The organism is Nocardioides sp. (assembly GCF_036401255.1).
Lineage (GTDB): Bacteria > Actinomycetota > Actinomycetes > Propionibacteriales > Nocardioidaceae > Nocardioides.
The window spans coordinates 1-22,225 of sequence record NZ_DASWVI010000293.1 but is presented as its reverse complement, the minus strand read 5'-3'; the positions used below and the strand labels follow the sequence as shown (position 1 = coordinate 22,225).

General features: G+C 72.2%; 24 protein-coding genes. 13 read left to right on the top strand and 11 right to left on the bottom strand.

Annotated elements, in window-relative coordinates; translation table 11 throughout:
- A partial coding sequence (locus tag VGD85_RS13820) for a hypothetical protein (protein ID WP_331064021.1) occupies nt 1-506 on the bottom strand: 506 nt, incomplete at its 3' end.
- 59 nt (nt 507-565) lie between these two features.
- On the opposite strand from VGD85_RS13820, the gene VGD85_RS13815 reads away from it, so the two are divergent.
- Genes VGD85_RS13815 through VGD85_RS13800 form a run of 4 tightly spaced genes read left to right on the top strand, consistent with a single transcriptional unit; the run spans nt 566 to nt 3,755 of the window.
- Nucleotides 566-1,360: an ABC transporter ATP-binding protein gene (locus tag VGD85_RS13815; RefSeq protein ID WP_331064020.1), complete on the top strand. Its 795-nt coding sequence runs from the start codon at nt 566-568 to the stop codon at nt 1,358-1,360.
- A 35-nt stretch (nt 1,361-1,395) separates the two neighbouring features.
- Nucleotides 1,396-1,857, top strand: coding sequence for an NfeD family protein (locus tag VGD85_RS13810; protein ID WP_331064019.1), 462 nt, complete (start codon nt 1,396-1,398; stop codon nt 1,855-1,857).
- A 15-nt stretch (nt 1,858-1,872) separates the two neighbouring features.
- Complete coding sequence (locus VGD85_RS13805) at nt 1,873-2,994, top strand: SPFH domain-containing protein (RefSeq protein WP_331064018.1); 1,122 nt, start codon at nt 1,873-1,875, stop codon at nt 2,992-2,994.
- On the top strand, nt 2,991-3,755 hold the full coding sequence (locus VGD85_RS13800) for a sulfite exporter TauE/SafE family protein (protein WP_331064017.1): 765 nt from the start codon (nt 2,991-2,993) through the stop codon (nt 3,753-3,755). Before VGD85_RS13805 ends, VGD85_RS13800 begins: the two co-directional genes overlap by 4 nt.
- 467 nt (nt 3,756-4,222) lie before the next feature.
- Here VGD85_RS13800 and VGD85_RS13795 read toward each other — a convergent pair whose 3' ends face one another.
- The gene (locus VGD85_RS13795) at nt 4,223-4,579 is read right to left on the bottom strand and encodes a DUF4267 domain-containing protein (protein WP_331064016.1); all 357 of its coding nucleotides are present in this window, start codon (nt 4,577-4,579) and stop codon (nt 4,223-4,225) included.
- A 53-nt stretch (nt 4,580-4,632) separates the two neighbouring features.
- On the opposite strand from VGD85_RS13795, the gene VGD85_RS13790 reads away from it, so the two are divergent.
- Nucleotides 4,633-5,319, top strand: a complete 687-nt coding sequence (locus tag VGD85_RS13790) for a nitroreductase family protein (protein WP_331064015.1) — start codon at nt 4,633-4,635, stop codon at nt 5,317-5,319.
- Here the strand turns inward: VGD85_RS13790 and VGD85_RS13785 are convergent.
- Genes VGD85_RS13785 through VGD85_RS13755 form a run of 7 tightly spaced genes read right to left on the bottom strand, consistent with a single transcriptional unit; the run spans nt 5,301 to nt 11,987 of the window.
- Nucleotides 5,301-6,269 (bottom strand): alpha/beta hydrolase, encoded by a 969-nt coding sequence (locus tag VGD85_RS13785; RefSeq protein WP_331064014.1) that lies wholly within the window; start codon nt 6,267-6,269, stop codon nt 5,301-5,303. The genes VGD85_RS13790 and VGD85_RS13785 overlap by 19 nt on opposite strands.
- A complete protein-coding gene (locus VGD85_RS13780) occupies nt 6,266-6,931 on the bottom strand; it encodes a glycerophosphodiester phosphodiesterase (protein WP_331064013.1) in 666 nt (221 codons plus the stop codon). The genes VGD85_RS13785 and VGD85_RS13780 overlap by 4 nt, the downstream gene beginning before the upstream one ends.
- Entirely contained in the window at nt 6,928-7,641 is a 714-nt protein-coding gene (locus VGD85_RS13775; protein ID WP_331064012.1) for a gamma-glutamyl-gamma-aminobutyrate hydrolase family protein, read from the bottom strand. Before VGD85_RS13775 ends, VGD85_RS13780 begins: the two co-directional genes overlap by 4 nt.
- 1 nt (nt 7,642) lies before the next feature.
- Nucleotides 7,643-8,422 (bottom strand): 3-oxoacyl-ACP reductase, encoded by a 780-nt coding sequence (locus tag VGD85_RS13770; protein ID WP_331064011.1) that lies wholly within the window; start codon nt 8,420-8,422, stop codon nt 7,643-7,645.
- 59 nt (nt 8,423-8,481) lie between these two features.
- On the bottom strand, nt 8,482-9,861 hold the full coding sequence (locus VGD85_RS13765) for an aldehyde dehydrogenase family protein (protein ID WP_331064010.1): 1,380 nt from the start codon (nt 9,859-9,861) through the stop codon (nt 8,482-8,484).
- The gene (locus VGD85_RS13760; RefSeq protein WP_331064009.1) at nt 9,862-11,244 is read right to left on the bottom strand and encodes a glutamine synthetase family protein; all 1,383 of its coding nucleotides are present in this window, start codon (nt 11,242-11,244) and stop codon (nt 9,862-9,864) included.
- Between the two features lie 8 nt (nt 11,245-11,252).
- Nucleotides 11,253-11,987, bottom strand: coding sequence for a FadR/GntR family transcriptional regulator (locus VGD85_RS13755; protein WP_331064008.1), 735 nt, complete (start codon nt 11,985-11,987; stop codon nt 11,253-11,255).
- Nucleotides 11,988-12,151: 164 nt separating this feature from the next.
- Between VGD85_RS13755 and VGD85_RS13750 the strand changes: the two genes are divergently transcribed.
- Entirely contained in the window at nt 12,152-13,723 is a 1,572-nt protein-coding gene (locus tag VGD85_RS13750) for an amino acid permease (protein ID WP_331064007.1), read from the top strand.
- Here VGD85_RS13750 and VGD85_RS13745 read toward each other — a convergent pair.
- Nucleotides 13,720-14,517, bottom strand: a complete 798-nt coding sequence (locus VGD85_RS13745) for a chitosanase (RefSeq protein ID WP_331064006.1) — start codon at nt 14,515-14,517, stop codon at nt 13,720-13,722. The two genes, VGD85_RS13750 and VGD85_RS13745, sit on opposite strands and share 4 nt — an antisense overlap.
- A 77-nt stretch (nt 14,518-14,594) precedes the next feature.
- On the opposite strand from VGD85_RS13745, the gene VGD85_RS13740 reads away from it, so the two are divergent.
- From VGD85_RS13740 to VGD85_RS13720, 5 genes are all read left to right on the top strand, one after another.
- A complete protein-coding gene (locus tag VGD85_RS13740; protein ID WP_331064005.1) occupies nt 14,595-15,707 on the top strand; it encodes a PP2C family protein-serine/threonine phosphatase in 1,113 nt (370 codons plus the stop codon).
- A gap of 117 nt (nt 15,708-15,824) precedes the next feature.
- The gene (locus tag VGD85_RS13735; protein ID WP_331064004.1) at nt 15,825-16,865 is read left to right on the top strand and encodes a hypothetical protein; all 1,041 of its coding nucleotides are present in this window, start codon (nt 15,825-15,827) and stop codon (nt 16,863-16,865) included.
- Nucleotides 16,858-17,517 carry a class F sortase gene (locus VGD85_RS13730; protein WP_331064003.1) on the top strand — a complete coding sequence of 220 codons (660 nt, stop codon included), beginning with the start codon at nt 16,858-16,860 and terminating at the stop codon, nt 17,515-17,517. The genes VGD85_RS13735 and VGD85_RS13730 overlap by 8 nt, the downstream gene beginning before the upstream one ends.
- A gap of 76 nt (nt 17,518-17,593) precedes the next feature.
- Nucleotides 17,594-18,718: an LLM class flavin-dependent oxidoreductase gene (locus tag VGD85_RS13725; protein WP_331064002.1), complete on the top strand. Its 1,125-nt coding sequence runs from the start codon at nt 17,594-17,596 to the stop codon at nt 18,716-18,718.
- Nucleotides 18,715-19,308, top strand: coding sequence for an FMN reductase (locus VGD85_RS13720; RefSeq protein WP_331064001.1), 594 nt, complete (start codon nt 18,715-18,717; stop codon nt 19,306-19,308). Before VGD85_RS13725 ends, VGD85_RS13720 begins: the two co-directional genes overlap by 4 nt.
- 16 nt (nt 19,309-19,324) lie before the next feature.
- Here VGD85_RS13720 and VGD85_RS13715 read toward each other — a convergent pair whose 3' ends face one another.
- Nucleotides 19,325-19,852 carry a YbhB/YbcL family Raf kinase inhibitor-like protein gene (locus VGD85_RS13715; RefSeq protein WP_331064000.1) on the bottom strand — a complete coding sequence of 176 codons (528 nt, stop codon included), beginning with the start codon at nt 19,850-19,852 and terminating at the stop codon, nt 19,325-19,327.
- Nucleotides 19,853-19,956: 104 nt separating this feature from the next.
- On the opposite strand from VGD85_RS13715, the gene cobA reads away from it, so the two are divergent.
- Entirely contained in the window at nt 19,957-21,183 is a 1,227-nt protein-coding gene (gene cobA / locus VGD85_RS13710; RefSeq protein WP_331063999.1) for a uroporphyrinogen-III C-methyltransferase, read from the top strand.
- The gene (locus VGD85_RS13705) at nt 21,183-21,986 is read left to right on the top strand and encodes an RNA methyltransferase (protein WP_331063998.1); all 804 of its coding nucleotides are present in this window, start codon (nt 21,183-21,185) and stop codon (nt 21,984-21,986) included. The genes cobA and VGD85_RS13705 overlap by 1 nt, the downstream gene beginning before the upstream one ends.
- The last annotated feature ends 239 nt before the right edge of the window (nt 21,987-22,225 follow it).

Genomic DNA, 22,225 nt, shown 5'->3' with positions numbered 1-22,225 from the left:
CGGTGCCGTAGGTTCATCAGCCGGTCCGCGACCTCGGGGCGCCACCGCGCGACATCGAGCCGGGCCAGCGCCTCGGCCGCCGTGAGCAGCGTCGCCCGGAGCTCCCGGTCCGCCTCGCCGACGTCGGGCAGCTGCCGGCGGTGCGCCGGGTGGGCGGTCCACACGATCGCCGCACCGGTGCGCTGCGGCACGAGCCCGACGTCCGCACCACCGACGACCACGGCCTCGCCCGCCTCGAGGGCCTCGGCGTTGAAGACGGCCGGGCCACCGAGACCGGTCGGATCTCCCTCCGCGGGGAACGCCGCGCCGAGACCGCTGGCGCCGAGGGACCGCAGCCGCGCGAGGGCCGCCACCAGCGTCTCGGTCGACGTGGAGCCGGCCAGGCCCGCGACCGCGTGCGTGGCGTCACCGTCGATGACGGCGTCGAGCAGCAGGTCCGTGACGACCTGCCCGCGCAGCCAGGCCGTGCCCCACCAGGCGAGGCGAGCGGAGGCCGGGAGCAGCATGGTCACGGCGGGCGAGGATACGCCGCGGGGGCGTCGAGGGCGCTCGATAGGGTGCGGGTATGACCGCCGTGCTCGACTTCGCCGAGGTGACCATCCGGCGTGGGCAGGCGACCTTGCTCGACCGGGTGTCGTGGCGCGTCGAGGAGGGCGAGCGCTGGGTGATCCTCGGTCCGAACGGAGCCGGCAAGACGACCCTGCTGCAGGTGGCCTCGGCCCAGATCCACCCGACTGCGGGCGTGGCGGGCATCCTCGACGAGGTGCTCGGGACGGTCGACGTGTTCGAGCTGCGCCCCCGGATCGGTCTCACCAGTGCCGCCCTCGCCGAGCGGATCCCGCGCAGCGAGCGTGTCCACGACGTGGTCGTCTCCGCGTCGTACGGCGTCGTCGGCCGCTGGCGGGAGGCCTACGACGAGCTCGACCACGACCGCGCCGGCCAGCTGCTCACCGAGGTGGGCGCGATCCACCTGGTCGACCGGACCTTCGGCACCCTCAGCGAGGGCGAGCGCAAGCGCGTGCAGATCGCGCGTGCGCTGATGGCCGACCCCGAGCTGCTGCTGCTCGACGAGCCCGCCGCCGGCCTCGACCTCGGGGGCCGCGAGGACCTCGTCTCCACGCTCTCGGTGCTGGCCTCCGACCCGGCCTCGCCGACGACCGTCCTGGTCTCCCACCACGTCGAGGAGATCCCGCCGGGGTTCACCCATGCGCTGCTGCTGCGTCGTGGACAGGTGGTCGCCGCCGGGCCCGTGGCCGACGTCGTGACCGAGGCGAACCTGGCGGCAGCCTTCGGGATGCCGCTGGTGCTCGCCCACCAGGACGGGCGGTGGAGCGCGCGGCGACGCACCCGTCACCTGTGAGCCCACGGGCCGCCCGGCAGGGATAGGGTCGGTACATGGACTGGCTGAGCGAGCACGCGTGGGCGGCTTGGCTGGGCATCGCGGCCGCCCTCGGGATGGCGGAGCTGATGAGCCTCGACCTGGTCCTGATCATGCTCGCGGTGGGCGCGATGGCCGGCATGCTGACCGCCGTGCTCGGGGCGCCCGTGGTCCTCCAGATCCTGGTGGCCGGAGGGGCCGCGCTGGCGATGCTGGCCCTGGTCCGGCCGTCGCTGGTCGCGCGGCTGCACCAGGGGCCGGAGCTGCGCCTGGGGACCAGCAAGCTGGTCGGCCAGCGGGCCGTCGTCACCCAACGCATCACCGGTCTCAATGTCGGTCAGATCAGGCTCGCGGGGGAGACCTGGTCGGCAGCACCGTACGACGAGCACGATGTCATCGAGCTCGGGGCGACCGTGGAGGTCTTCGAGATCCGCGGCGCCACGGCGTACGTGCACCCCGTCCCCGAACTCGACGAGTGAGAAGGAGAGAACGACGTGGTGTACCTGATCGTGGCCGCGGTCGCGGTGCTGTTCGTGATCGTGTTCCTCGCCAAGACCGTGCGGATCATCCCGCAGGCCCGGGCCGGCATCGTGGAGCGGTTCGGGAAGTACAAGGAGACCCTGCCCGCCGGCCTGAACATCGTGGTGCCGTTCATCGACCGGGTGCGCTACCTCATCGACCTGCGCGAGCAGGTCGTGAGCTTCCCGCCGCAGCCGGTGATCACCGAGGACAACCTCGTGGTGTCGATCGACACCGTCATCTACTTCCAGGTGACCGACCCGGTCGCGGCCACCTATGAGATCGCGAACTACATCTCGGCCGTCGAGCAGCTCACGATGACCACCCTGCGCAACATCGTCGGCGGAATGGACCTCGAGCAGACGCTGACCAGCCGCGAGCAGATCAACACCGGCCTGCGCGGCGTCCTCGACGAGGCGACCGGCAAGTGGGGGATCCGCGTCAACCGGGTCGAGATCAAGGGCATCGACCCGCCGCCGTCGATCAAGGACGCGATGGAGAAGCAGATGCGCGCCGACCGCGACAAGCGCGCCCTGATCCTCACCGCCGAGGGCCAGCGGCAGTCGGCGATCCTCACCGCCGAGGGCAACAAGCAGTCCGCGATCCTCAACGCCGAGGGCGACCGGGAGTCCCAGATCCTGCGCGCCCAGGCCGACCGGGAGGCCGCGATCCTGCGCGCCCAAGGTGAGGGGCAGGCGATCCAGACCGTCTTCCAGGCCATCCACGACGGTCAGCCCGACCAGTCGCTGCTCGCCTACCAGTACCTCCAGATGATGCCGAAGATCGCCGAGGGCGACGCCAACAAGGTCTGGATCGTCCCGAGCGAGATCGGCAAGGCGCTCGAGGGGCTCGGGTCGACGATGACCAACCTCGAGGGCATCCCGAAGGGCGTCGGCGGGCCGCGCAAGCGGGTCGACATGGGCAGCAGCGAGCCGATCCTGCCGTCCTCCGACGCGACGCTGAGGGAGACCAACGCAGCCGTCGAAGCCGCGATCGCCGAGGCCGAGACCGCCGCCAAGCCGGGCCGGTCGGCCGGCGCCGCACCGACCGAGACCGACCCCGCGGTGGACCCGGGTGAGGTGCCGCCCACGCAGTGACGGCGTACGAGGTCGTCGCGGTCCTGCTCGCCGGGCTCGCGGCCGGGACCATCAACACGGTCGTGGGGTCGGGAACGCTCATCACGTTCCCGACCCTCCTGGCGTTCGGCGTGCCGCCGGTGACGGCGAACGTCTCGAACACCATCGGCCTGGTGCCGGGGTCGGTGTCGGGCGCGGTCGGCTATCGCCGCGAGCTCGCCGGGCAGCGGTCCCGGGTCCTGCGGCTGTGCGTCGGCTCCCTGGTGGGTGGTCTCGGCGGGGCGGTGCTGCTGCTCGTGCTGCCCGACGGCGCGTTCACCGCGATCGTCCCGGCGCTGATCCTCCTCGGCTGTGTGCTCGTCGTCCTCCAGCCGCGGATCTCCCGGTGGGTCGCGCGGCGGCACGACGCCATCGGCGGACTGCCGCACCACGGCACCTGGTGGGTCTGGCCCGGTGTACTCGCGACCGGCGTCTACGGCGGCTACTTCGGAGCCGCCCAGGGCGTGCTGCTGATGGCGGTCCTGGGGACGGGCCTCGACGAGAGCCTCCAGCGGCTCAACGCGGTCAAGAACGTCCTCGCCGCGGTTGTCAACGCCGTCGCCGGCCTGTTGTTCGCCGTCGTGGCCGACGTCGACTGGCTGATCGTGCTGCTGATCGGCATCGGCTCGGTCATCGGCGGCCAGGTCGGCGCCACCATCGGCCGCCGGCTGCCCAGCACGGTGCTGCGGATCGTGATCGTCGGCGTCGGCGTCGTCGCGCTCGTGGCGTTCCTGCTCGGGTGAGCCTTACCCGGGGCCCCGGCCGCTCCGGCGTGCTGCGGTTTGGTCACCAACGACAGATCGGGATTGCTCCCAGCTGCGGTTGGTGACCAAACGGCACAGGTCGGGGGAGTGCCGGAACCCGTGGCGGCCAGTCGGGCCGGGTCGGCCGCCGGCGAGCCCGGTGCACGTGCGGCCCGAGGTGGGCCGGCTGCGGGCCCGGGACCGTTGCGGTTTGGTCACCAACGACAGACCGGGAGCGCTCCCAGCTGCGGTTGGTGACCAAACGGCACGGGTCGGGGAGTGCCGGAACCGTGGGGTCCAGCCGGGCCGGGTCGGCCGCCGGCGAGCCCGGTGCACCCGCGGCCCGGGGTGGGCCGGCTGCGCGCCCGGGACCGTTGCGGTTTGGTCACCAACGACAGACCGGGAGCCCTCCCGACTGCGGTTGGTGACCAAACGGCAATCCTGGTGCACCTGCGGCCTCGGCCAGGTCAGCGGCGGACCAGCCCGGAGATCCCGGATCCGATGGCACCCACGGCGGGCCCGATGAGGGTGAACGCGGTCTTCTTCGACACCGTGCCCTCCTGCATCGCGAGGTAGCCGGTGGCGGCGTCGGCAGCGTCGACGAGGATGCCGGCGAGGACGAGGTTGCGCCGGGTCTTGTCGCGGGCGAGGAGGGTCACGAGCCCGAGGGCGATCTCCCGGGAGCCGAACAGCCGGGTCAGGTACGGCAGCTGCGGGTTCGTCGCCGGGTCGAGCTGGAACAGCTTCGCGGCGAGGTCGGGGTTGGCGAGTGCCACGGAGCCGACCGCGACCCGGCCGAGGGACAGACCGATCACAGGGTTCATGGCGGGCAACCTATCGGTCGCTCGGTCGGCCCGCGGAGTGGCAGGCTCGAGGTATGGACCTCTATGACGTCATGCGGACCACGCCGGCCGTGCGGGAGTTCACCGACGACCCCTTGCCCGACGAGACGCTGCACCGGATCCTCGACCACGCCCGGTTCGCGCCGAGCGGCGGCAACCGGCAGGGGACCCGGATCGTGGTGGTCCGCGACCCGGAGACCCGGCGCCGGCTGGCCGAGCTCAACGAGCCCGCCGTACGCCGCTACGTCGCCCAGGCGGACGCCGGGCAGAGCCCGTGGAACCCGCTCGAGCCACCCCGGCCGACCCCGGGGGAGATCGATGCGACCGCGGTGCCGGAGCCGTTCACCCGTCCCGTGCTCACCGCCGGTGCGGTGCTCGTCGTCTGGGTGGACCTGGGCCTGGTCGCGGCCACGGACCAGGACCTCGATCGCGTGGGTCTGGTCGCGGGAGCATCGGTCTACCCGCTGGTCTGGAACATCCTGCTGGCCGCGCGCAACGAGGGGTACGGCGGCACGATCACCACGATGGCGGTGGCCCAGGAGCACCGGGTCCGGGAGCTGCTCCACGTCCCGGATCGGTTCGCGCTGGCCGCCGTGGTCCCGCTCGGGAAGCCCGTCCGTGAGGTCACCCGGCTGCGGCGTCGCCCGGTCGAGGAGATCGTGACGCGCGAGCGCTTCGACGGCGAGGCGTTCGTCCGGCCCGGTCAGTCGTCGGCGAGGTAGGCGCGCGCCCAGCGGTCGAGCACGGCGTACGCCTCCGCTCGTGGGCCGGGGAGGGAGAGCACGACGTCGTGGCGGGCGCCCTCGATCGCGACGTACGTGACGTGCCGGCCGAGCGCGACCGCCCAGCGGCGGATCTGCGGGACCTCGAGGACGGTGTCGAAGTTGTGCACGTCCGGGCCCATCTCCTTGGGCCAATGGGTGCCGCCGGAGGACAGCACGAGCACCGGGCAGCCCACGTCCAGACCACGGTGCAGCCGGTCGTGTCCGAGCCGGATCGCGCGCAGCCAGCCGAAGTAGACCGGCCACGAGTCGATCGGCTTCCACGCGGTGTTGAAGTCCCACTCGCCCTCGTGGTCGATGTGCAGGCTGCGGGCGTAGAAGCCCTCCACCTTGCGCGGCACCACCTGCTTGGGCCGGCGTGCACCGAGGCGCTTGACGATCTGGGTGCCGACCGTACGGATCATCAGACCGCCCTGCATGTCCAGCCACGGGCTGTTGAGCACCAGCCCGGACGGGCCGGGACGGCGCTCGTCGGCCCACAGGGACACGATGAGTCCACCGGTGGAGTGGGCGCTGATGACGACGTGATCGTGTCCGTCACGCTCGACGATGCGGTGCCACGCCGCGTCGAGGTCGGCGAAGTAGTCGCGCAGGTCGGTCACGAAGTTGGGCGTCTGGTGCGGTCGGATCGAGCGGCCGTACTTGCGCAGGTCGATGGCGTAGAAGTCGTAACCGCGCTCGTTCCACCACTCGGCGAACTGCGTCTGGAAGAAGTAGTCCGCGAAGCCGTGCACATGCAGGACCGCGCGACCGGTCGGGCGCGCGGCGCGGCGCACGACGAGCGTCGCGACGACCGGGCCCTCGTCGTCGGGCGGCAGGCCGATGGTCTCGGCGAGGTACGGCGAGCCGAGGACGTCGGGGTACAGCTCGTCGAACGCCCCGCTGGTCATGACCGCAGTCTTCCAGCCCGGAGCCCCAGCGCGACCTCGGGCTGGTTCGTGGTCACCAGCCAGGCGCGACCGGGGCGCATCCAGTACGCCAGCGAGCGCGGGGTGTCGACGGTCCAGACGACCAGCGGCAGCGAGTGCTGGCGAGCGAAGCGCCGGACCCGCAGGCGGGCCAGCCAGTGGTGGGCCACCACGACGTTCGCCCGCGCCGAGCGGTAGCGAACGCCCGGGAAGAGCTCGGACGCGCGGACGCGGAGCGCGTGCCACAGCGAGAACCCCTTCACCCCGCGGCCGAGGGAGAGGCCGACCTGGAGGTCGTGGCCCTGGCGGTCGGCCCACCCACGCAGGGCGCGCACGGACTCGTCGTAGTGCGTCGTGACGAGCAGCCGGTCGGTGCCGAGCCGGGCGATCGCCTCGGCGACGATCGGGATCTCACCGCCACGCAGCTTCAGGTCCAGGTGCGCGCGGGCCCGGCCGGCGAGCAGGTCGAGGGCCTCGTCGTAGCGCAATGTCTCCGGCGGTGGATCGTCCACGAGGTCGTGCAGCAGCACCAACGAACCGTCGGCGATGCGTTGCACGTCGAACTCGACGTAGTCGGCACCGAGGGCGATCGCCTTCTCGATGTCGGCGCGGACGAGACAGCGGTGGGCACTGACCAGGGTCATCGGCCCAGAGCGTAGCTGGCCGCCGCTCGCACGAGACCCGCGAGGAGGCCGACGTCGGCCGCGGTCTCCGGGTGCCACTGCACGCCGACCACGAACCGGTCGCCGGCACGTTCGATCGCCTCGAGCGTCCCGTCGGCGGCGTGCGCGGCCCCGAGGAAGCCCGGGTGCTCACGGACCGACTGGTGGTGGTGGCAGTTCACGCTCACGTGGTCGCCGACCAGGCCCGCGACGCGGCTCCCCGGTCGAGTGGCCACCTCGATCGAGCCGAACTCGTCGCCGCCGGGACTGTGTCCCTCGTGGCCGACCCGGTCGGGGACGTGCTGCTCCAGCGTGCCGCCCGCGTGGACGGCGAGCACCTGCATCCCGCGGCAGACGCCCAGCACCGGCAGGCCGGTCGCGTCGGCGGCCGTGAGCAGCGCGGACTCCCAGTCGTCACGGTCCGGACGCCAGGACACGGTCCGCGGGTGCGGCTCGGCGGCGTAGCGAGCGGGATCCACGTCCGCACCGCCGCTAATGACGAGGCCGTCGAGGCGGGCCATGACGGCGTCCGCCGCACCGGGCCCGGCGACCGGAGGCAGCAGCACGGGTACGCCGCCGGACGCCTCGACAGCGGCGGCGTACTGCGTCGGCAGCAGGTCGGCACGCTGGCGCCACACCCCCCAGGCCGCGTCCTCGCGGTAGGTGGTCAGGCCGATGACGGGGGCGACCACGTCAGAGCGGGGTGACGTAGGCGCCCGAGATGCCGCCATCGACGAGGAACGTGCTCGCGGTCATGAACGACGAGTCGTCGGAGGCGAGGAACAGCACCGCCGCCGCCATCTCCTCCGGCTCACCGAACCGGCCCATCGGCACGTGCACGAGGCGGCGGGCCGCGCGCTCGGCGTCCTTCGCGAACAGCTCCTGCAGCAACGGCGTGTTGACCGGTCCCGGGCACAGCGCATTGACCCGCACACCCTGCCGGGCGAACTGCACGCCGAGCTCGCGGGTCATCGAGAGCACGCCGCCCTTGGAGGCGGAGTAGGAGATCTGGCTCGTCGCCGCCCCCATGACGGCGACGAACGAGGCGGTGTTGATGATGGAGCCCTTGCCCTGCTCGAGCATGTGGGGGAGCGCCGCCTTGCAGCACAGGTAGACCGAGGTCAGGTTCACCTCCTGCACCCGGCGCCACGCATCGAGATCGGTGTCGAGGATCGAGTCGTCCTCGGGCGGGCTGATGCCGGCGTTGTTGAACGCGATGTCCACCGAGCCGTAGGCGTCCTTGGCGGTCTGGAACAGGGCGTCGACCTGCTCCTTGCTCGTGACGTCCACGTGGACGTAGGTCGCCACGCCCGAGCCGCCGAGCTCCTCGACGAGCTCGGCCCCGCGGGCGTCGTCGATGTCGCCGATGACGACCTTCGCGCCCTCCTGGACGAACCGCTGGACCGTCGCCAACCCGATGCCCGAGCAGCCGCCGGTGATGACCGCGACCCGGTCCTGGATGCGCCCTGCCATGTCTCTCCGTTCGTTGGTCGAGTGGGCCGCGAGGAACGAGCGGCCGTATCGAGACCTGCTCAATGACTGATGAAGACGTTCTTCTCCTCGGTGAACGCCATCGGGGCGTCCGGCCCGAGCTCCCGGCCGAGGCCGGACTGCTTGTAGCCGCCGAACGGGGTCCAGTAGCGCACCGACGAGTGCGAGTTCACGCTGAGGTTGCCCGACTCTACGGCCCGCGCGACCCGGAGCCCCCGGCCGAGGTCGGTGGTGAAGATCGAGCCCGAGAGGCCGTACTCGGTGTCGTTGGCCTTCGCGACCGCGTCGGCCTCGTCGTCGAACGGCATCACCGCGACCACCGGGCCGAAGACCTCCTCGCGCCAGATGCGGGCCGCGGGGTCGTCGACGGCCACCACGGACGGCGGCACCCAGAACCCGTCCGCGACCGGGCCACCGGGCACCGATCCCGCGAACGCGACCTCCACCTCGTCGAGATAGCCCCGCACGACCGCCTGCTGGTGCGCCGAGATCAACGGGCCCATCTCGCTGGCCTCATCGGCCGGATCGAGCACCCGCAGAGCCTCGACCGCCGGCTGCAGCTTGCTGAGGAACTCGTCGTACGCCGATCGCTCCACGAGGATCCGCGAGCGGGCGCAGCAGTCCTGACCGGCGTTGTCGAAGACGGCGTACGGCGCGCTCGCGGCGGCGGCGTCGAGGTCGGCGTCGGCGAACACGATGTTCGCGCTCTTGCCGCCGAGCTCGAGCGTCACGCGCTTCACCTGCTCCGCGCAACCGGCCATGATCCGCTTGCCCACCTCGGTCGACCCCGTGAAGCACACCTTGCGCACGAGCGGGTGGGTGACGAAGCGCTCGCCGACCACCGAGCCCTTGCCGGCCACGACCGTGAGCACGTGCTCGGGCAGGCCCGCCTCGAGGGCGAGCTCACCGAGCCGGATCGCCGTGAGCGGGGTGAGCTCGGCGGGCTTGAGCACGACCGTGTTGCCGGCGGCCAGCGCCGGTGCGAACCCCCACCCCGCGATCGGCATGGGGAAGTTCCACGGCACGATGATCCCGACCACCCCGAGCGGCTCGTGGAACGTGAGGTCGACGCCACCCGGCACGGGGATCTGCCGACCGAAGAGCCGTTCCGGCGCGCCGGCGTAGTAGTTGAGGCAGTCACGGACGTTGCCGGCCTCCCACCGGGCGTTGGCCCAGGTGTGCCCGGCGTTGCGGACCTCCAGCTCGGCGAGCTCGTCGACGTGCGCGTCCACGACCGTCGCGAACCGGCGCAGCAGCGCCGCCCGCTCCCCGGGCGGCATCCCACGCCAGGCCGGGAACGCGGCGTGCGCCCGCTCGATCGCGTGGTCCGCGTCGTCCACCGAGGCGAGGGGCACCTCGGTGACCGGCGTCGCGGTGGCGGGGTTGAGGACGAGGTGCACGTCGGGGCGCAGGTCGGTCACTTAGAGCCTCTCGAATCCGCGGCGGAGCTCCCAGTCGGTCACGGCGGCGTGGTACGCCGCCAGCTCCACGTCGGCCATGTTGACGTAGTGGTCCACGACGTCGTCGCCGAGGGCGGACCGTGCGATGCTCGATCCGGCGAACCGGTCGCGCGCCTCGGTCATCGTCCGCGGCACCTGCGGGCGGCCGGAGGTGTAGGCGTTGCCGACGAACTCCTCCTCGAGGGGGAGCTCGTTCTCGATGCCGTGCAGTCCGCCGGCGACCATCGCGGCGAGCGCGAGGTAGGGGTTCACGTCGGCGCCGGGGATCCGGTTCTCCATCCGGGCCGAGGCGCCGTGGCCGACGAGGCGAACGGCGCAGGTGCGGTTGTCCAGGCCCCAGGCGATCGTGGTCGGAGCGAACGAGCCGTCCGCGAACCGCTTGTAGGAGTTGATGTTCGGCGCGTAGAGCAAGGTGAAGTCGGGGATCGTGGCGAGGACGCCGGCGACGAAGTGGTCGTACAAGGGCGTCCGCCCACCGGTCTCGCCGTCCCAGAAGACGAGCGAGCCGTCGGTGCCACGCAGCGAGAGGTGGATGTGGCAGGAGCTCCCCTCGCGCTCGTCGTACTTCGCCAGGAACGTGATCGCCTTGCCCTGCTGGGCGGCGATCTCCTTGGCGGCGGTCTTGTAGACCGCGTGGTTGTCCGCGGTCGTGAGCGCGTCGGCGTAGAGGAACCCGACCTCGTGCTGCCCGAGGTTGCACTCGCCCTTCGCGCCCTCGACCTCCATGCCGGCGGCGTACATGTGGTTGCGCAGGGCGCGCAGCAGGGTCTCGACCCGGGTGGTGCCGAGGATGGAGTAGTCGACGTTGTACTGGTTGGCGGGCGTCAGCCCGCGGTAGCCGTCCGCCTGGGCCTGCTCGTAGGTCGTGTCGAACACGATGAACTCGAGCTCGGTGCCGGCCATCGCCGTCCAGCCGTGGGCCGCACAGCGGTCGAGCTGGCGGCGGAGGATGCCGCGCGGCGACTGGGTCACCGGTGTCCCGTCGGCCCACGTCAGGTCGCACTGGACCATCGCGGTCGCCGGCAGATGCGTGAGCACGCGGATCGTCTGCTCGTCGAGCCGGAACTCCATGTCGCCGTAGCCCTTCTCCCACGAGGAGATGGCGTAGCCGTCGACGGTGTTCATGTCGACGTCGACGGCGAGCAGGTAGTTGCAGCCCTCCGTGCCGTGCCCGGCGACGTGCTCGACGAAGTACCTGCCGTGCAGGCGCTTGCCCTGGAGCCTGCCCTGCATGTCGGTGATCGCGACGATCACCGTGTCGATGTCGCCGCTCTCGATGCGATCGACGAGCTGTCGCATCGTCAGGTGCCGGCTGTTGCGGAGCTCGGGCTGGTCCTGGGTCACGCGGTCCCCTAACCCACCAGGCCGCGCAGCAGCGCGGCGGTGTCGTCGCAGTGCTCTTCCATGACCCGGCGTGCCCGATCGGCGTCGCCGGCGAGGATCGCCTTCACGACCGCGCCGTGCTGACGGTCGGAGTGTCCGATGTTGCGGCCGAGGACCGGGATCGCGAGCAGCATCTCGTGGAGGGTCGCCTGGACCGACGTGACCGCCTCGATGACGCGCGGGGAGTCGCTCAGCGCCGCCACCGTGAGGTGGAATCGCGAGTCCGCCTGTCGGTGGTCGGCCGGTCGCCGGGCGCGGGTGACCGCGGCGAGCGCGGTCTCCAGCTGCTCGCGTCGCGCGTCGTCGAGCTCGGCGCGTGCGGCGAGAGCCGCGGCCCCCGGCTCGACGATGCGCCGGAACTCGAGGGCGTCGAACCAGTCCCGGCGCTGCGCCGCGGTCATCCGGGCCGCGCGCCGGCCACTGGCGTAGCGGGGCTTGAGGGTGACGACCGTGCCGCCGCCGCGGCCGCGGCGGGTCTCGACGAGCCCGGCCTGGCGCAGGGCGGCCATCGCCTCCCGCAAGGTGGCGCGCGAGACGGCCAACTGCTCGGCGAGGTCGCGCTCCGCCGGCAGCGTCGTCCCGAGTGGGTAGACGCCGAGCCGGATCGCCGTGGCCAGCTGCTCGACGCAGGCCTCGAACGCGTGGTGGCCGCGTACCGGGCGCAGCACCGCCACGGGAAGGCGATGGTCGGGCGCGGCGCTCACGGCTCAACCTTCGAGGGCACCGGCCCGACGTGTCAATGACGCCAAAGGTCTGAGTTCATACCAATTTTACGTACAGCCATTTACACCCGGATCGGGGCGGGTCTAGCGTCCGTTCACATTCGCACGAACAGCCCACCTCGGACCAGCTCGCGAGAGGACCTACCGTGACCGATGACGTGAAGGGCGGCACGACCGCACCGCCGCGACTGCGCGGCGTCACCTATGCCCACGCGGGGGAGGGCTACTTCGAGAAGCGCCAGCTCCAGCGATCGGCCGGGTTCTGGGGGCTGTGGGGGATCGGCGTGGCCGCGGTCGTCTCCGGCGACTTCTCCGGCTGGAACCTCGGCATCGGGGAGGCCGGCTGGGGTGGCCTGCTGATCGCCACGGTGGCGATCATCGCCATGTACTTCGGGATGCTGTTCTCGATCGGCGAGATGTCGGCGGCGATGCCGCACACCGGCGGCGCCTACTCGTTCGCGAGAGCGTCGATGGGGCCCTGGGGCGGCTTCATCACCGGGCTGGCCGAGACGATCGAGTACGTCTTCACCACCGGTGTGATCGTGCTGTTCTCGGCCGGCTACGCCAATGCCGCCACCGACGAGCTCATCGGGCTCGATCTCGGTGATCACATGTGGGTCTGGTGGCTGGTGCTCTACGCGGCGTTCGTCACCCTCAACGCATCGGGCGCGGAGATCTCCTTCAAGTTCGCGATCGTGGTCGCGGTCGTCTCCATCGCGATCCTGGTGCTCTTCGCGATCCTGGCGATCGCCAACGGCGCGGTCGACTTCGGCCGGCTCGACGACATCGCGCCCGAGGGTGGCAACGGCTCCTTCCTGCCGTTCGGCTGGCAGGGCGTCCTCTACGCCCTCCCGTTCGCCATGTGGTTCTTCCTCGGGATCGAGGAGCTGCCGCTGGCGGCCGAGGAGGCGCACGACCCGGCCCGGGACATCCCGCGGGCCGGGATCATCGGGATGATCACGTTGGTGGGCTGCGCAGCACTCGTCTTCTTCCTGAACCCGGCCGTCACGGGCGCCGCCGCGCTCGGCGGCTCCGACGAGCCGCTCCTGGACGGCTTCCGCGCCTTCCTGTCCGACGACTGGGCGGCCGTGCTCTCGATCTTCGCCCTCGTCGGCCTGCTCGCGAGCCTGCAGGGGATCATGTTCGCCTACGGCCGCAACATGTACTCGCTGTCCCGAGCCGGCTACTACCCGAAGTTCCTGTCGATCACCGGAGCACGCAAGACGCCGTACGTCGCCCTGGTCGCGGGCGCCGTGTTCGGCTTCGTGGTGCTCCTGCTCGTCGACTACCTGGCGAAGAACACCGACACCATCGGGGAGAAGGCCAACGCGATCGTGCTGAACGTCGCGGTGTGGGGCGCCGTGCTCGCCTACATCTTGCAGATGGTCGCCTTCGTCCTCCTCCGGAGGAAGTTCCCGAACGCGGTCCGTCCGTACCGGAGCCCCACCGGTGTCGCGGGAGCACTGGTCGCCGGGGTGATCGCGGCGATCACGTTCGTCGGCCTGTTCTACAACGCCGACGCGCGCACCGCCATCCTCGCCATCGCGGTCTTCTACGTGATCGCGCTCGGCGGCTTCGCGATCTTCGGGCGCCACTACCTCGTGCTCTCACCCGAGGAGGAGTACGCCATGAGCGGCGGCCTGCACCGCGATCCCACCGTGGAGCACTACGGCGGCGTGGAGCTCGAGGCCGAGCTGCCGCCGGAGGACTTCTCCTAGCGGCCGATGTGGTAGCGGTCGCCGTACACGTGCCACGTCAGCGGCGGCCGCAGGCCGAGGTTGCGCTCGCGCAGGAACCGGCGCTGCGCCGTGTCGATGCGAGAGGTGTCCTCGTGGGCCGCCTCGCTGCGCATCACCCGGCGCCGGACGTCGAGGAACGCGGCGAGGTAGCGCACCTCGGAGCCACCCTCGGCCGGGGTCGCGGCGCGGCGCATCGCCACCCGGCGGATGCCGCCGAAGCTGAGCCGGTCGCTGCCCGGGCCGTGCATGACCATCGCGTCGTAGTAGATGAACTGGCCCAGGGTGCGCAGTCCGTCGCGCTTGGCGCGGTGCACGGCCGGGTCGAAGTAGACGCGGTCCCGCTCGGCGTCCTGCGCCCGACGGAAGCCCTGGGTGCGGGCGGCGCGGTGCCAGGCGCGGACGAACGGGCGACCCAGCCCAGCATGGGAGTCACTGCCGTCCACCTTGCGCAGGGCCGGGAGGAACCGGGCGAGGGGGTTGTCGGCGTGGGCACGGGTGTAGCGGCGGACCAGGTCGAGCATGTCCCCGGTGCCCGAGCAGAAGCCGATGAGCCCACCGGTGTAGCCGCGGCCGTCGCCGATGTCCTCGAGATAGGTGTACTGCTTGCGCCACTCGAGCGTGGCGTTCTCGGCGCTCGAGACCAGCTGCATGGCGATCTCCTTGCGGTCCGGCCGGTCGAGCCCGGTGGGACGTGCCGCGGTCGCGGGGCCGGGGACGAGGACGGAGGCGAGGAGCACGCTGGCGACAGGCAAGGCCGCCCCGAACGTCCGCATGCAGGTCAGGATAGGCCCCGCTCGGGCCCTGGCCCGGATCCCGGTCCGGCGACCGGCGCGGCCAGTAGGCTCGGCGCGTGGCCGCGAGACTCTCGGGAGCAGGCGTCGCCCGACGGGTCCACCGGTTCGTCGGGGACCGGGTGTCGGCCTGGCGCACGGGCAGCCCGCAGAGCCAGCTGTTCGCGCTCAGCCTCCTGCTGACCGGGGTCACCGTCTCTCTGGTCGTGTCCTGGGCGGACTACGACCGGCTGCCGCCTCCGGCGTACGTCGTCTGGCTGCTCGTGGGGATGCTGCTGCTGCGCTTCGTGCCCCTGGCGGTGCTGTGCGCGTGGACGCTGGCCTGCGCGACCGCTGCGGCGCTCCACCAGGGTCCGCTCACCGGCGCCCGGGGAACCGCGATCGCGACGATGGTCCTGGCGATCGCGATCCTGCTGTTCCAGGCCAGCCGGCAGCGCAGCGGCCTGCCGGGATCGCTCGGCGAGGCGATGCTCGCGGATCTGCGCGACCGACTGCAGGCGCAGGGCAAGGTGCCCCCGCTGCCGGCGGGATGGACCTCGCAGTCGGCGATGCTGCCCGCCCACGGGGCCGGGTACGCCGGCGACTTCCTCGTCGCCGACCTCGACGACGACGGCCGTCACCTGGAGCTGATCCTGGTCGACGTGTGCGGCAAGGGCGTGGCGGCGGCGACCCAGGCACTCCAGTTCGCAGGGGCGCTCGGCGGCCTGATCGGCGCGCTGCCCCCGATCGCCCTGATGGAGGCCGCGAACGGGTTCTTGCTGCGCCAGTTCTCCGACGAGTCCTTCGCGACGGCCGTCCACGTGCACGTGGACCTGGTCGACGGCACGTACGCCATCGTCAGCGCCGGGCACCCACCGGCGCTGCGCTGGTGTGCTCGGGAGCGGGAGTGGCTGGTCGACAACGCGCGAGGGACCGCGCTCGGCATCACCGGACGGCCCGAGCTCCACGCCAGCACCGGACGCCTGGACCTCGGGGAGGCGCTGCTGTTCTACACCGACGGCGTCGTCGAGTCCCGACACGCCGACCTCGACGACGGCATCACCTGGCTCCAGCGCACCGCCCGTGACGCGGTCGCGGCCGGGTTCGACGGTGCCGCCCGGAGGATCGTGCGTCAGGTCGCCCGCGGCGACGACGACCGGGCCGTGCTGGTGCTGGCGCGGACCTCGGTGTGACACAGATCACGTCGCCCTCGTTCGCGGCCGAGGTTTCCGGTGAGTAACAACCGGCAACAACTCCTGGCGTCGGGGGACGGTAGCCGCCGGGTGCGGCCTGGACAACGGAGCAGTTTCATGGGGAACTCGGTACGCCTGCGCGCGCTCGCACTCGTCACTACCGGCCTCGTCGGACTGGGCACGCTCGGTGGCGTGGCCGTCGCCGCCGACCCGACCACGGACCACGCCGATCAGGGGCGGCACCGGGGCGCAGAGCACGGTGCGGCCGACGCTCACTCCCACGCGCAGCAGTCGCCGGGCGACCGGCGCCAGGACCAGACCCGGGGACACCGGGGTCACGGTGCCCCGGTCACCCCGGGTGAGCAGGGTCGGCACACCGGCCAGGCGCACGCGCCCGGTCAGCAGGCCGATCACCGCACGGACCACGGCTCCGCCGCCAGCGCCGCGGACGACGACCCGGCGGGCAACAACGGCACGGTGAAGATCGCGGGGCTGGGCGAGCTCGACGGCATCCCGAACAACACCCCGCACCCCGGCTGCACGTTCCAGGTCGAGTGGTACGGCTTCGACGGCGGCCCGGACGTGGTCTCCACGGTGACCTTCGAGATGCAGGCGCCGACCGCCGATGCCACCGTGACCGTCGACGGCCCCAGCCAGGTGATGGTCGGCGAGGACGCCGCCTCCGGCGCAGGCACGTCGACCGGCCTGGACGCGGTCCAGGCCTACACGCTGAGCTTCGAGGGCGAGCCGCACGCCCAGCAGGGCTATCACGTGCGACTCACGGTCGCGACGCCGCGCTCCCAGGGCAACGACACCAAGACCAAGGTCTTCTGGGTCGAGCCCTGCGCCGACACCGGCGCTGGCCGGGGCTCCGAGCTCGGCAGCGGTGCCGCCGGACTGGGCGGCCGGGGGGAGGGCAGCGGCGTGGACCAGGGCGTGCTCGGGGAGACCTATGCCGCGGGCGCGGGCACCGTTTCCGCCGACGCCGCCGCGGTCGCGACGGCCGGTAACGAGGCCGCGGTGCCGACCGCGGTCGACGCCGGGGAGGACGCGATGCTCCCGACGTGGGCGCAGAGCCCGCTGCCGCTGACCCTCGCCTCCTTCGTCCTGGTGCTCGCCGGCGTGGCCATCGTGCTGCGCAACCGGGCGCGTGCCTGACGTCGGAGCCTCCCGAGCGGCGGACCGACGGTCGCCGGGCTGGGCGGCGGTCGCGGGCCTGGTGCTGATCGTCGTCGGTGCAGGTCTGTGGTGGGCACAGGCGGTGCGCACCCAGGCCGTCACCGCCGACCCCGCCACGGGCCCCGCCGCGTCCCCCGAGACCGGCACGAACGCCCGTCCCGTGCGAGCGCCTCGCGAGCCCGGTGCGCCGGTCCGCGTGCGGATCCCGGCCCTCGGCGTGGACGCTCCGGTCATCCCCGTGCGGGCTCCGGCTCGCACGCTGGTGCCACCCGCGGACCCGCTGCGACTCGGCTGGTGGGTCGACGGCGCCAAGCCGGGCGCGTCGACGGGGAGCGCCCTGGTCGCCGGCCACACCGTCCATGACGGCGGAGGCGCGCTCGACGACCTCGAGCACCTCGAGCGCGGCGACGTCGTCGTCGTGCGCACCGATCACGGCAGGATCGACTACGCCGTGCGCCAGGTGCGGATCTTCGACAAGGGAGCCCTCGCCGGGCGCGCGGGCGAGCTGTTCAGCCAGCGCGTGCCCGGGCGGCTGGTGCTCGTGACCTGTGAGGACTGGGACGGCGAGCGCTACCTGAGCAACGTCGTCGTCACCGCGACGCCGCGGCCGCAGGTGCCGGCCGGGGAATAGCCGGGCACGAACTCCGGTTGACCGGAGAGATCGCGATAGTTCGCGATTCAACCAGTCTTCAGAGGAGTGAGTGACCATGCAGTTCGGGATCTTCTCCGTCGGCGACGTGACGACAGACCCCACGACCGGACGGACGCCGACCGAGCACGAGCGCATCAAGGCGCAGGTGGAGATCGCGAAGAAGGCCGAGGAGGTCGGTCTCGACGTCGTCGCCGTCGGCCAGCACCACAACCCGCCGTTCGTCGCCTCCTCGCCGACCACGACGATGGCCTACATCGCCGCCCGGACCGAGCGGATCATCCTCTCGACCTCCACGACCCTGATCACGACCACCGACCCGGTGCGGATCGCCGAGGACTACGGCACCTTGCAGCACCTCACGGACGGGCGGATGGACCTGATGCTCGGCCGCGGCAACACCGGACCGGTGTACCCGTGGTTCGGCAAGGACATCCGCGAGGGCATCAACCTGGCGATCGAGAACTACGCCCTCCTGCACCGGCTCTGGCGCGAGGACGTCGTCAGCTGGGAGGGCCGGTTCCGCACGCCGCTGCAGGGCTTCACGGCGACCCCGCGGCCCCTGGACGGCGTCCCGCCGTTCGTCTGGCACGGGTCGATCCGGAGCCCCGAGATCGCCGAGCAGGCGGCGTACTACGGCGACGGCTTCTTCTCCAACCACATCTTCTGGCCCGCGTCCCACACCCGGCAGATGGTCGCGCTCTACCGGCGCCGGTTCGAGCACTACGGCCACGGCTCCGCCGACCAGGCGATCGTCGGCCTCGGCGGGCAGTTCTTCATGCGCAAGAACAGCCAGGACGCGGTGCGGGAGTTCCGCCCCTACTTCGACAACGCGCCGGTGTACGGCCACGGCCCCTCCCTGGAGGAGTTCACCGCGCAGACGCCGCTCACCGTCGGCTCCACCCAGCAGGTGCTCGAGCGGACCCTGAGCTTCCGCGAGTACGTCGGCGACTACCAGCGCCAGCTGTTCCTCGTCGACCACGCCGGACTGCCGACCAAGACCGTGCTCGAACAGCTCGACCTGCTCGGTGAGATCCTGCCCGACCTGCGGGCGGGCTTCGCGGAGGGCCGGCCGACCCACGTGCCCGACGCGCCCACGCACGCGAGCCTGGTCGCGGCCGCCGGGGGGCCGAACGAGTCGACGCTGCACGCGGTCGACGACGTGACGGGGGTGTCGGTGTGAGGATCGTCGTGGTCAGCGCCGGGATGGGCGTGCCGTCCTCGACCCGGATCCTCGCCGACCGGCTGGCCGCCGCGAGCGTCGCCGCCCTGCACGAGCCCGTCGAGGTCGACGTCGTCGAGCTGCGTCCGCTCGCCCACGCGCTCGCGGACCACCTGCTCACCGGCTTCCCGTCCGGCGACCTGGCCGCGGCGATCGAGACCGTGCGCCGTGCCGATGCGCTCATCGCGGTGACGCCGGTGTTCTCGGCGTCCTACAGCGGACTGTTCAAGACGTTCTTCGACGTCTTGGAGCCCGGCCTCCTCGAGGGGATGCCGGTGCTGGTCGGCGCCACCGCCGGCACTGCGCGGCACTCGCTGGTCCTCGAGCACGCCCTGCGGCCGTTGTTCAGCTACCTGCACGCGGTTGTGGTGCCGACCGGGGTGTTCGCGGCCAGCGAGGACTTCGGTGAGGCGGGTCTCGAGGCCCGCATCCAGCGGGCGGCCGGCGAGCTGGCGGCACTCCTGACGGGAGCGCCGCGGCAGCCTGCGCGCACGGTCGAGGACGAGCTCGCCGACCCGACGCCGTTCGAGGACCTGCTGCGCGGGGCCTGACCCCGCACCGCTCAGCTCAGTGCTGGTAGGTGCCGTGCAGGATCGCCCGCCCGGCGGTCTTGAACGCGAGGTTGAACGACACCACCGCGGGCGAGGCGTCGGAGTCGACGCCGAGCGACTCCTCCGTCACCGCATGCACGACGAAGAAGTACCGGTGCACCTGGTCGCCCGCCGGCGGCGCGGCTCCCATGAAGGCCTTGCTCCCGCCGTCGTTGCGGCACATGAACGCGCTGCCGGGCAGGGCGGCGCCCTCGGCGCCCGCACCGGTCTCCAGGGAGGTGATGTCGGCCGGCACGTCGACCAGCACCCAGTGCCAGAAGCCGCTCGGGGTCGGCGCGTCGGGGTCGAAGCAGGTGATCGTGTAGCTCCTCGTGCCCTCCGGGGCCCCCTGCCACGACAGCTGCGGCGACGTGTTGCCCTGGTCGGCGACCTGGTCGGCCTTCAACGGCTGCCCCTCGGTGACGTCGGTGCTGGTGACGGTGAACGACGGGACGGGCGGGAGCAGGTCGTAGGGGTTCGGGCTCACGGGGCGGTCGAGGCTCATGGGACTCCTAACGGCGATAGCTCAGAGAGCGGAACACCTTCAACGTAGTCCGGTGGTTGAACGCACGCCACGGCCACGGCTCCCGGCCCGGCGATGATGTCCGGGTGGACGACTACACGACGTACCCCTCCGGCCTGCGCCTCGCGGGCCGGCAGGTCGTGGTGGTCGGCGGTGGCCACGTCGCACAGCGCCGGGTGCCGCAGCTGATCGCCGCCGGCGCGGACGTGCACGTCGTCAGCCCCGAGGTCACGCCCGCGATCGAAGGCATGGTCGGGTCGGGGGAGGTCACCTGGCACCGTCGTGGCTTCGACGACACAGACCTCGACGAGGCGTGGTACGTCGTGGCGGCGACCGACGACCGGGCGGTGAACGAGCAGGTGTCGATCGCGGCGGAGGCGCGTCGGATCTTCTGCGTGCGGTCCGACGACGCGGTCCGCGCCACCGCGTGGACGCCGGCGGTCGGGCGGCACGCCGGAGTGACCGTCGCCGTGCTCGGCCAGCGCGAGCCGCACCGCTCGGCGGCGGTGCGGGACGAGATCCTCGCGGGCCTGCGCGACGGCGTGATCGCGGCGCGGCACGAGCGTGACCGAAGCCCGGGGGTCGTGCTGGTCGGCGGCGGCCCGGGCGATCCGGAGCTGATGTCGATCGCGGCCCGGCGCGCGCTGATGGAGGCCGATGTCGTGGTCGCCGACCGGCTCGCGCCCCGTGAGGTGCTGGGCGAGCTGCGGTCCGACGTCGAGCTCGTCGACGTCGCCAAGCTGCCGCGCGGCCGGTCGGCGTTGCAGGAGGCGATCAACCAGGTGATCGTGGATCGGGCGCTCGCCGGCAAGCGGGTCGTCCGGTTCAAGGGCGGCGACAGCTTCGTGTTCGGCCGGGGCTTCGAGGAGGTCCTCGCCTGTCGCGAGGCCGGGGTGCCGGTCACGGTGATCCCCGGGCTGAGCAGCCCCATCGCCGTACCCGGGGTGGCGGGCATCCCCGTGACCCATCGTGGGGTCGCGCACGAGTTCACCGTCGTGTCCGGGCACCTGCCGCCCGGCCACCCGGAGTCGCTCGTGAACTGGCAGGCGCTCGCCGGCCTGGCCGGCACCGTCGTCTTGATGATGGCCGTCGAGAACGCGCCGGCGATCGCCGAAGCGCTGCTGGACGGCGGTCGGGCGGCGTCGACGCCGGTCGCGGTGGTCTGTGAGGGGACGATGCCGGGGGAGCGGACGGTGCTCGGCACCCTCGGCACGCTGGCGGAGGTGCTCGTCGAGCAGGAGGTCCGCCCGCCGGCGATCATCGTGGTCGGCGATGTGGTCGCGGTGTCCCATCCGGCACACTTCTCCTCCTGATGGCCACGCTGCACGAGATCACAGACCCGGCCGACCCGCGCCTCGCCGACTACCGCGACCTGCGCGACGTCGAGCTGCGCAAGCACCTCGAGGCGACCCACGGGCTGTTCCTGGCCGAGGGCGAGAAGGTCGTGCGCCGTGCGGTCGAGGCCGGGTTCACGCCCCGGTCGTTCCTCATGGCGCCCCGATGGCTCGACGGCCTCGCCGACGTCCTCGCACCCTCCGAGGCGCCGTGCTACGTCGTCTCCGAGGCGCTCGCCGAGGAGGTGACCGGCTTCCACGTGCACCGCGGCGCCCTGGCCTCGCTCGAGCGTCGTCCCCTGCCGCCGGTCGAGGCGGTGCTGGCGAGCGCCCGCTCGGTGCTCGTGCTCGAGGACATCGTCGACCACACCAACGTCGGCGCGATCTTCCGCTCGGGCGCGGCACTCGGCTTCGACGCGGTGCTGCTCGCCCCACGCTGCGCCGACCCGCTGTACCGGCGCTCGATCAAGGTCGCGATGGGCGCCGTCTTCGCGGTGCCGTGGACGCGCCTTCCCGACTGGTACGACGCGCTGCCGGCGCTGTCGGCGGCAGGCTTCACCACCGTCGCGCTCACGCTCGCGCCCGACGCCGTCCCGGTCGAGGAGGCCGTCGCCGGGCTCGAGAAGGTCGCCCTGGTCCTCGGCTCCGAGGGGCACGGCCTGTCGCCGCGCTGGGAGCAGGCCGCCGACCGCCGCGCGATCATCCCGATGCGCGGCGGCATCGACTCCCTCAACGTCGCCGCCGCCACCGCCGTCGCCTGCTACGTCACCGCACGGCGCTGAACGCTCCGCTCGCCCACCCGCCGCGCGTCGGCGCGACGTGCGGTTTGGTCACCAACGACAATCCGGGGGCGATCCCAGCTGCGGTTGGTGACCAAACGGCAACGCCGCCGACCCACGAGCGGACGCCGCAGGCCCCGCCGCCTGACCGCCGCGCGTCGGTGCGACGTGCGGTTTGGTCACCAACGACAATCGGGGAGCGCTCCCAGCTGCGGTTGGTGACCAAACGGCACGGGTCGGGG